This is a genomic window from Algibacter sp. (assembly GCF_049667265.1).
In the GTDB taxonomy this organism is placed as follows: domain Bacteria; phylum Bacteroidota; class Bacteroidia; order Flavobacteriales; family Flavobacteriaceae; genus Algibacter_B.
Genome location: NZ_JBATHX010000282.1, coordinates 1 through 11242, shown reverse-complemented (window position 1 = coordinate 11242; position 11242 = coordinate 1). Strand labels below are relative to the sequence as shown.

The following is an 11242-nucleotide window of genomic DNA, read 5'->3' as shown; positions in this document are numbered from 1 at the left end:
ATCCTTATCTGTCCTGTACTACCCGGAAAAATATTAGGTGGATCTAATTTACCTTTTGCAATTGTTCTGAAACCAGAAGCGGATGTATTAGGCGTTTCAAAAGCAATGAGTTTCCAGTTTATTTTACAGGCCTTCAAATTCACAAAATCGAACTTATTCTGGATGGTTAATTCGCCATTGAAGTTTGATGTGATGCTATCTTCCATAATACTTACTGGCGACCAAATTTCTCGCACGGCATAAAAACTTCCGTCTTTTTCAGCATTAGGACCAACAATGCCATCTGGTGCATTATTCCCTTGATGAAATGGCTGATTGTTCATATCCGTTCTTCTTAATCCTTCATCAAAAAGCGCCCAAATCATTAAACCACCGCCTACTTTTGATTGTTCTATGGCATCCCAATAGGTTTTTAAATTAGCACCTCCACCACCATCGTAAAGGGCGTGTAATGCTTCATTGGGCAAAACAATATGATTTTCTTCGAATAAACGCTTTTGCAATAAATCGAATGAGGGATAAAAATTGGTTCTAACAATATCAAAATCTGGACTGTAATTGGCTAGAATATCGCCCGTTTTTGTTTCATTTTTTAGGGGTCTTCTTTTTTGAATATCCCATTTAAAAAAGTCGTCATCAAACTTTGGGTTATGTGCCAAATGATTTCCGTTGCTCCAAAGAATAACCGAAGGATGATTCACATCTCTAACTACCAATTCTTTTACAAGCTTACTACCAATAGCGTCTGGAAGTGCATGACGCCAACCTGGTAATTCATCCATTGCCATTAACCCTAAGGAATCGCATAAATCTAAAAACTCGGTATCTGGTGGGTAATGACAAATACGCACCGTATTAAAGTTCATGTCCTGCATCAACTTTATGTTTTCAAGCATGTCTTTTTTGGTTAATGTACGACCCGTTTCTGGTCTAAAACTGTGCATATTAGCACCTTTTAGTAAGACGCGCTTTCCGTTAAGATAAAACCCATCATGGTCACGAACCTCGAAAGTCCTAAAACCAAAGGTTTGTTTGTAAGTATGTACAACCGATTTTTTATGCATTAACGAAACCTCAACACTATAAAGGTTGGGATATTCGTGCGTCCATAAGGCGATATCCTTAAAACTAGCGGTTAATTGTGTAAGCTCTAAACCTATTTTTTCTGAAAAATCTTTTCCTATTTTTTGATGATTCGCATCGAATAATTGAGCTGTTACTTTTAAATTTTTAATGGATGTGTCTGTAAAAACATCCATTTTAAAATCACCATTCATTTGCGCATCAATCGCCACACGCTGAATATAATTTTCTGGAACTTCTTCTATAAAAACAGGTCTAAAAATGCCTCCAAACAACCAATAATCGGCAATACGTTCTGCCTTAACTACCTGAGGATCTGTGGCTGGTTTTAACACTTCTACTTCAAGTATATTTTTACCTTCTTTTAAAAAATTAGTGATTTCGTATTTAAATTCGGTAAAACCCCCAACATGAGTTTCGCCAATTTGTTTACCATTCAAAACCACCGTAGTTTCTGTCATAGACCCCTGAAAAACAATAAAATAACGCTTATCTTTTTTTAATTGAAAATTAAATTGATGTTTGTAAAAACCTATTTCTGGGTTCGTTTTATAGTCTTTATGATCTTGACCATAGGTATAATACCCAAAACCTTTGGTTTCCCAGTTTGATGGCACAGGAATGGTGGTCCAGTGCCCGCTATTTCTTCCCTCGGATATTTTAAAATCCCAATCTATTGCAGTATCCGCGTAAGTCCCTGATAAATATGTTTTAGTCTGAGCATGGCTAATCAGCGCAAAAAGGGGTACTAAGATTGCTAAAAAAGTTGATTTCATATTATACCGCATCGCTATTTATATTCTCTTTTTAAAATTTACACTATGCTACAAAGACACGCCTCTTTTCCAAGGAATAAAATCATTTTGTCCTAACAATTTAGCCTTAGTGATGGTTTTACCACTAGCCACATCAATAATGAAATCGAGCATTTCCGATGCCATTTCATATATTGTTTTTTCGCCACGGATGACAGCTCCAGTATCAATATCAATAATATCGGGCATTTTTTGAGCCAATTCTGTATTGGAAGAAACCTTAACAATAGGTGCAATTGGATTTCCTGTTGGTGTGCCTAAACCTGTAGTGAACAGCACCATGTTTGCACCAGCACCCACCAAAGCTGTGGTACTTTCTACATCATTACCCGGCGTACATAATAAGTTTAAACCAGGTTTGGAAAGATATTCGCCATAATCTAAAACCGCTTCAATAGGGGATGTGCCGCCTTTTTTAGCAGCACCTGCAGATTTCATGGCATCTGTAATTAAACCGTCTTTTATGTTTCCTGGAGAAGGGTTCATATCAAAACCAGAACCCGCATTTACCACCGATTTTTCAAAAGCTTGCATGAGTTCTAAAAACTTTTCGCCGTCTTTATCATGTACGCATCGGTTAACCAATTCTTGTTCTACGCCACAAAGCTCCGGAAATTCAGCTAAAACAGCGGTACCATTTAAAGCCACTAACATATCTGAAACCATACCCAAAGTAGGATTTGCAGAAATTCCAGAAAACCCATCAGAACCCCCGCACTCCAATCCAATTTTTAATTTAGATATTGGGGCCGGTTTACGCTCAATAGCATTCGCCTTTTTAATTGCTGCAAAACTTTCTTTTATAACCGTTGACAGCATTTGGTCTATGGTACCCATTTGTTGCTGTTCAAAAATTAAAACAGGCTTATCTAAATTTGGATTTATGGCTGTGATGGCGTTTTTAAGAATGTCAATTTGCAGGTTTTGACAGCCTAAACTTAATACTGTGGCACCTGCCACATTGGGGTTATTTATATAACCTGCCAATAACTTGGCTAGACTTTCTGAGTCTTGACGAATACCACCACAACCGCCAGAATGGGTAATAAATTTCACATCAATATTATTTAAAACTTTAGTGCCAGAAGTATTTTTTTCTGTTTTAGCAGATTCACCTTGAACTAAAGACCTTAGTAATAGTTGATGCGGACTTTCCTCCTGCTGTAACAACTCTTTTTCAAAAATATCTTTGAGTATTTCTATGTTCCTATTTTCGCAAAACACAAGCGGAAAAAACAGCCAAACATTGTCTGTACCTACTTGTCCGTCTGTTCTATGATAACCTAAAAACGTTTTGTCTTTCCATTTCTCAACATTAGGCGCTTGCCAACCCAAAGTTTCTGTTTTACCAGATACTTTTTTACTTTCGTGTTTTAAATTTTCCGTAGTTAACACAGCGCCTTTTTCGATGTTTCCATTAGCAGAACCTACCAAAACACCATACATAATTATTTGGTCTCCAGATTTAAAACTCTTTAAGGCAACTTTGTGTTTTGCTTTGATATCGGTCAGGATTTTAATTTCAGAACCATCATAAAAAATACTGTCTCCAGCCTTTAAATTCATTAAAGCCACAGCCACATTATCGGATGCATTAATTTTTATGAGTTTATCCTTCATCATTTAAGCATAGTGTTGATTTGCATAATTACTATATCCCTTTTCAATACCATTTTCATCCATTTCTTTTAAGGCTAAAATGATGGCAGCCGATAAATTTTCAACTTTAGTTAAATCTTCGCCCCAATAATCCGCTGAACTTAACACCGCATTTGCAATTTCTGTATAATTATTGGTCGCCCATATTTTTAAAAAATCAGCAATTATAGCATCACTATCTTGTACAGGCAATGTTTCGCCCTTCCAAACTCCTTTATAATAACGAATTAAACAGGCAAAAGCAAAGGTTAAATTTAATGGCAATTTGTTGTTCTTTTTTACATATTGCAACAAACTTGGTAAAACCCTAACCTTAAATTTAGAAATGGAATTTAATGCGATGCTAGACAAATTATGCACGATAAACGGATTTCTAAATCGATCGAAAACCTCTTCAGCAAAGTTATTTAAGCTTGTATTATCCATTTCTAATGTATCAATAATCTCCTCAAAAACTGCTTTATGGATAACCTCACCCGTGAATTTATGATCTACCGTTTGCTTTACGGTGGTATTTCCATACAATAAAGACAATGGCACCATGGCAGTATGAGCTCCATTTAAAATACGCACCTTCCTAGTGCGATAGGGTTGCAAATCGTCAACAATTTTTACGTCTAAATGGGTTTTATCAAAAGGTAATTTTGCTTTTAAAGCATCTCCACCTTCTATTACCCAAAGAAAAAAGGATTCTGCAGTAACAATTAAATTGTCTTTATAGGGAAGTTGTGCATTGTATTGGTCAATATCGTAACTTGGATAGCCAGGTACAATTCTATCTACCAAGGTATTATGAAACGAACAACTTTCTAAAAGCCAAGTGTTGAATGCCGGTTCTAATTTCCAATCTTCACTATATTTTAAAATGATTTCCTTTAAGGTTTTTGCATTATAATTGATTAATTCACACGGAATTATTCTTAAGCCTTTAGCCAAATCACCCTTAAAATATTTATACCTTTCATATAAAAGCACCGTAAGTTTTGCAGGAAACGAATTAGGTGGTTGCATAGATAATGTATCATTCTCGTCATAAGCAATGCCAGCTTCAGTAGTATTTGAAAAGATAAACTCTAAGTCTTCTTCTTTTGCTAAACCAATAAAATCATTAAAATTTGAATAGGGATTGATGCCCTTAACAATATTTTCAATCAATTCAATCTCTTGTATTTCTTTGCCTTTTTTTACCCCTTTCATAAAAAGCGTGTATAGACCATCTTGATTGTTTATCAAGTCTATCATACCTTTTTCAATGGGTTGTACCACAGCAATACCAGCATTAAAATCTATAGCTTTATTTAACTCCTGAAAGGCATACTCAATAAATGCTCTTAAAAAATTACCTTCTCCAAACTGAACAATTTTTATAGGTAGTTTGGCTTTTAAATTTGCGGTTTCTCTATTAAGAACATTCATCTTTTTTATTTTAACACTCTTATGATTTTTATATAATTATTTTCAGTTTTTAAAAACATTATATTTTAAAGATTTTATCATCATTTATTTTAAAAAAAAATCCTTGAGCTAAGTAACTCAAGGATTTTATATATACTAAGTTTACTTAATAATTAATTTTTGTGAGTATTGTTTACCTTGTTGGTCTCTAATAACTACAAAATACAATCCGCTTGTCATTTTATGATCTTTGGTATTTATAATTAATTTGTTTTGAATTTTGTTATTTGTATATACCTTAACACCTAAAACATTATAGATACTTAATTTTTCCAAGTCTTTTTGATCTGATTTTATCGTAAATGAATTGGTTGATGGATTTGGATATATTGTTATTTTTGATAGTCCTCCTAACATATCTTCTGATAATGACAAACTTGAATCTAATTCTACCGTCATTTGCCCCTTATTATTTATATCTGCCTGGAGGGAATATTCTCCAAAAGAAAGATTTGTTCCTTCTCCAATATACAAAGTAAGATAATACTTATCTAAAATTTGTTCATAACGAACTACTGCAAAATGGCCTGTAAATTGAATTCCTATTTCAGGAAGATTCAATACTTTAGATGCATCTTCTTGACAAATTACATAATCAGTTACTTCTTTATCTCCAATTTGACTTTTTACTGTTGCTCCTACAATAACATCCCCTCTATATAAATGTTCTACGGATTTTACACTAGCATTTGTTGCTTTAGAAGGTTCAAAAATATGCACATATGGTTTATCCCATGCCTCACCCTGTTGTCTTATGGCAAGAATTTGCGTTTTCTTATTTATGTATCCACCTTTTGCTTCTCGAGTTGCTGGACCTAGTGCTTTGGTATATTCTCTAGCTACTCCAGATGGAGCAAACATATTCATATAGGTATTGGTTGCATTCATATCAAAACGCACATGAATTGCGGCATCTGTTGATGCTGTAACGTTTGTTTCTTCAAAGAACCTCCATCCTGGAGATTTCTGTAAATCTCCAATATCGTTTTGATATCTTGAAGTTGAAGAAACAGCTAATGCAGTTCCATCCGTTGTCATAATATTGGTTGCATCTCCTAAATTATGGTAGATATAATCGTGAAAATTATTTGTACCTAGAGATTTTGAACGGAACATATCAAAATAATACCCTGTAGTTGCACTCGTTCTAATGGTACTAAGGGTTCTTTGCTGTTGATCATTATTTACCGTATCATCTAAAAACTGCGTAGCAAAACTAAAATTAGGATTGATAGGATCTTCTAAATGTTTTGGTTCTGCTCCAATATTTACAGTTCTATCCATCCACAAATACGAGTTTGAATTCCATGCCCCTGATTGTCTACCATGCGTGGTTCCGTTTACAATCATAGTATTATTACCTGCGTGTCTCCAAAAATAATTGGTATGTTCGGGTATTTTTCTATCTGCCAGAGTCTTTGGCAATCCAGCATTAGCTGCCATAATATAACCTGCCCCATACAATTCCATTGTAATACCTGTAGCATGTGAATGTACATAATGCGCACCTCCAATAATACCAGAAAGCCCGTAATCTTCATTATTCTCTTCTACATAATTGCGTTGTAATGCAACTCCAGCGTGTTTTATAACAACTGTTGGTTTTTGAAAATCGATTGCACCTGAAATTACAGTTGGAATATCAACACCCCAAAACAATTGTTCAAATGCGTCCGTATTATCAAAGGTACTAATAGGAACAGACGGATTGTACCCTCCCTCGCTATCATAACCTTGCCTCAAAGCTATTTTGGCTTTTTGCTCATGAGCAGTAAACCCGTTTCTTAAAGCTATATCTAAAGTGATTCTGTAAAGATCTTCTGTTCCATCACTATTTCTTTTTGAGTCTCCATAACGTACAAAGCGTCTGTCTGGATGTCTTAGATTATCAAATAAAAAATTACCATCTAGAATATGGATATTATCTGCCATCACATTCATTTCTGGCTTTAGTTTATCTACAATATTAAGCACTAGTGATATGTTTGGCATAAAACTATAACTCACAGATTCTGGCCAAATACCTTGTTCTCCAAACATAGGCAAAATAGTTTTTGTAAATGAGTTTTGTTCTTTGGTTCCAACATTCCAGAATACATTAAACATTCTTTCACGTTCTATATCATCTTCCACGCATAGAATACTAAACAATGCTCCTGGAGCTGTTAAAATAGGGTGATTACTCACGGTTTTGCCATATTTGGTATCTGCGCCACCATGCTCATGTAGCGCGTTCATAGCTACATTATAAACTGCGGTTTGGGCTTTTTCATTATCAAAAACTATTTTATTTCCTGATGATTTTTGATACAACCTAGTTTGTGGCTCCTTTAAATAGTTTACTATAAAATCGTATGCTATTGCAAAATGTTGATATCCACTACGAGAATCATAAAAATGATTCCCACTCATTGATGTATTTGAAGGACTTCTAGTTTCTAATTCTTCAATATAATACCAAAGGATATCAGCAGCAAATTGTGCATACTTTTCTTCGTCAGAAATGTGGTACAACATTGCTGCATATGATGCGTATGTAAGAACCCTAGCATGTCCTGAAGCAGCAGAGCTAGCTAGTGCTTCTGTTAAGTTATCATCTCCTGCCAATGCTGGGATGGTATTAAGAATTGTTGCTGGATTCGAAATGTGTGTATTTACACTTGAATCCACAGCAGCCTTTGCTTTAGTAATAATACTACCCGCCCAAGCATAATTTTCAATTTTCGACAACACCTCTGGTTTGTCTGGCTGTGTGGTCCAAATAACTGGATGTTGTAACGATTGTGCCGATAAGAATATTACTTTTACCAAGCATATTATTAAGAATATTTTTTTCATTTCTTTTTATTAAAGTATTATTTTTTTGTTTTTTTATGGATTTATTTCTTAACTCTTGAAATAGGGCCATTATCACCTAATAAATACATATTTTTAAAATCTGTTCCTTTTTGCTTTTCTCCCACAATAATTCTAGCATCTGGATGTGCATTATCAATAAGAGACGATATTACAAAACCTGAATTTTTTCTACTTAAAAAAACTGTTCCCTTTTTATAAGATGCACCGCCGTCAAAACTATCCCATCTACTTATTTCTGCAAAATCATCTCTGGTTTCACTTTCTAAATAGATACTAACCTCTGTTGCTGTTTTTACTTCTATATCTCCATTACCTTTTGGTAGAATTGAATTATTATTTTCTAACCACTTTTGCCCATCCCATCTAAAATGTTGTAAGCGTTTTGCGCCACTTCTATTTTCTGCGATATCTGGACCAACCAAGATACACACATGCGGATTTCCATTTGGGTCTACATCTGCTATCCCTTGAAAAGTCCAATCGCTAGCTATTTCCTTTACTAAAGTTTTTTCATCTGCCATTTCTTTGGTTAAAGGCATTTCTAAAGGCTCATTTTTAACATTTTTCCATTGCTCTGTCATGGTATCAAAAACCATATAATACAGATTATGTCGTTCTGGTATATGACCTCGTGGGTCTTGAGCGTTCTTATTATCTCTACAAATATGGTAATCGAATGCTACAATAATATCGTCACCATTACCTCTACTCACCCAAGGATACCATGAATCTTCGGCTTCAATATTTGCTCTTCTTTTATGTTTTAAGAATGAAAACGGTTCTCCAAAAGTACGACCGTGGTCTGTAGATTTTTGATACACCCAGTTACTTCTATGGGCGCCATGACGATAAAACAAATAAATATCGCCGTTATCCATTTTTAAAAACTGACTGTAGGTACCGAAGGGCGAAACATTATCTAGTGTTTCCCAGCTAGAAATATCTAAAGGTTGCTTTGAAACCGCATGTATATTCTTGCCATAATGATGATTTCCTAGCGCATTCTCACCAAGTTCACGCGTACCACCATGACCGCCAAATGCAATATGGATATAGCCGGCATCATCAATAAGAATAGCTGGCTTTCCATGATTATCTATTTTTTTTTTGCGATTTGGGTCTTTACCCATTTCGCTCACACCAGCTTTAAACGGTCCTTTCCATTCTTTAGTCTTATGATTATATGAAGCTACATAAGGGTCTTCAAGTGGTCCTTGATAAGCCACATAAGTAACCCCTTTATGATATACTCCTGAAGGATGCTGAACAATAGCAACTGCATTACCAAAACCATTATCGGCAAAATAATCAACCATTTCATCTTTATCCTCCATTTCTGAAGTTACTTTTTTGCTGCCATTACATGCCATTAGTAAAAAGCAAAAACAGATACTGAGAATTACTATTTTTTTAATCATTAGTTTAAAGGTATTACTTTAGAAACTCTCAATTTAACTGGACCTAAAAGACCTGATGTTAGTAATGTATCTTCTTTACTCCAATGTTTCCAAGATGAAAACGTAGTACGTTTTGATGGTCGTTCTGTATTATTCAGCAACCAATCTGGTAATTTTACTATTTTATTACCTTTTCGTTCGTAATCTAAAGGTAAGCTTTCATCTCCAATTAATTTATTGGGCCATAAATTTGTTACTTTTACTTCTATGGTATTTTTTCCTTTTGTTACAAAATTATCAATGGTAGTTCTAAAAGGTGCTTTCCATAAGGTAGCAACATTTTTTCCATTAACAAATACCTCTGCAATTACAGCAACGCTTCCTAAATCTAGTTCTAAGCTTTTATCTGATTTTAACAATTCATCAGAAATTATAACTTCTTTTTTGTAAGATGCAGTTCCGGAAAAATGCTGAATACTTTCGTCTTTGTGATTTGACCAAGATATTAATTCGTTAAATTTTACAATCTCTGGATTTTCTATTTTATGCGGAAAAGTTACCTCCCAAGAACTAGATAAATCAATGGCTTCTGGTATTGATTTTACTTCTGCTGTTTTTGTTTCTCCTGATACATTTGTATATGTTATTTTACCTGTATTTGGAGTTATCCAATTAATAACATCATCTGCGTACACTAATGTAGGTTTTGTTTTATCTTTTGATAGATCTAAAACTTGTCCTTTTGGTATAAATAAAGTTCGTTCTTTACCATCAGTTTTGTAAGTAATTTTCAAAGTTGTTTTATTTCCTTCTGGAATTTGATTGTTTATCAATTCATTCGACACCACAACATTATAAATATTTGAAGCAACAAAATTTTTAATTTTATTTGTAACATCAAACGTTTTATAATTTTCAGGAATCCCTTTGGTTTCTGCCTTAAATTTTCCAAAAACAGCTTTTAGAACTTTTAAATTTTTATTACCCGCATCAATAGTAATATGCTCACGTTCTTCTGCATATACTTGTTTTTTTGTATCACCAATTTGGTACTCCATTCTAAACTCTTTTTTGTAGCCCATAGCAGGATCACAATCACAAAACGCACGAGACATTTTAAAATCTAATTTACCGTTATTAATTTCTTTACTAACAGCGTCTGTAATATCTACCAAACCTTCTTGTAAGAAAGTGCCGTATTCTGCTTTTATAATCTCTAAGTTAGAAAGTGGTACTGCTTTTGTTTGTTCTACTTCTATTGTATTGGCAACCAAATGATTGGTATTTGAAGGTTTTTTAAATATGACAAATACGGCTTCTTCTATACCTAATTGTAAAGATACTGTTGTGGTTCCATCTCCATTTTCTTGAAACACAACTACCTCTTTTGAGGTACCTTTTTCTGCATTCCAGAGTTCTGGTTGCTTTCCAGAAACTCTAAAATTTACCTTAATATCTCTCGCTTCTTTTTTTGCATTGGCAATAAAGTAAATATCTGCACTTGCTGTTTTTCTGTGTATGAAACTTAAATCTGAATTATCGCTACTTTCTATTTTAAAGTCTGGTATATGATTGTTTAAAACAGTCTCAATAGGACTATCTACTACCAAACCTGAAGTCCATAATTCGTCTACATAATTTTTAACAATTTCATCATTATTTGGATAATTTGTTAAGCTTGGCGATTGTGATGGTTTTTTACCAATTACCTTTGCGCCACCATTGACCAATTCTTTTACTTTTTCTAATGTTTCTGGATTTATAAAATCAGATTCTGGCAATACTAGCACTTTATACGTATTTCCAACTGAGGAATATATTATTCCGTCTTTAACAGTTAAGTCTTTTAATTTATTGGCGCCAATTAAATCATAATCAAAACCCATTTGTTTAATTTCTGGTTTCAAAAATGCGGTATTTGGAGAAGATTCTCCCGTAAACACCAAAACATCGGCTACATTTTTACCTTGTTGT

Annotated in this window: 6 protein-coding genes; all 6 read right to left on the bottom strand. The window is 34.1% G+C overall.

Features of this window, described 5'->3' with window-relative positions; all coding sequences use genetic code 11:
- Positions 1 to 1859: glycoside hydrolase family 2 TIM barrel-domain containing protein (locus WBN21_RS10550; protein ID WP_424200068.1), on the bottom strand; the 1859-nt coding region annotated here is incomplete at its 3' end.
- Between the two features lie 48 nt (positions 1860 to 1907).
- On the bottom strand, positions 1908 to 3518 hold the full coding sequence (locus WBN21_RS10545) for a UxaA family hydrolase (protein WP_424200070.1): 1611 nt from the start codon (positions 3516 to 3518) through the stop codon (positions 1908 to 1910).
- Positions 3519 to 3521: 3 nt separating this feature from the next.
- Entirely contained in the window at positions 3522 to 4973 is a 1452-nt protein-coding gene (locus WBN21_RS10540; RefSeq protein WP_424200066.1) for a tagaturonate reductase, read from the bottom strand.
- A gap of 141 nt (positions 4974 to 5114) precedes the next feature.
- Complete coding sequence (locus WBN21_RS10535) at positions 5115 to 7850, bottom strand: T9SS type A sorting domain-containing protein (protein ID WP_424200064.1); 2736 nt, start codon at positions 7848 to 7850, stop codon at positions 5115 to 5117.
- 41 nt (positions 7851 to 7891) lie between these two features.
- Positions 7892 to 9289, bottom strand: coding sequence for a BNR-4 repeat-containing protein (locus WBN21_RS10530; RefSeq protein ID WP_424200062.1), 1398 nt, complete (start codon positions 9287 to 9289; stop codon positions 7892 to 7894).
- Positions 9289 to 11242 (bottom strand): glycosyl hydrolase (locus WBN21_RS10525; protein ID WP_424200060.1); only part of this gene is annotated, 1954 nt, incomplete at its 5' end. The genes WBN21_RS10525 and WBN21_RS10530, both read right to left, overlap by 1 nt.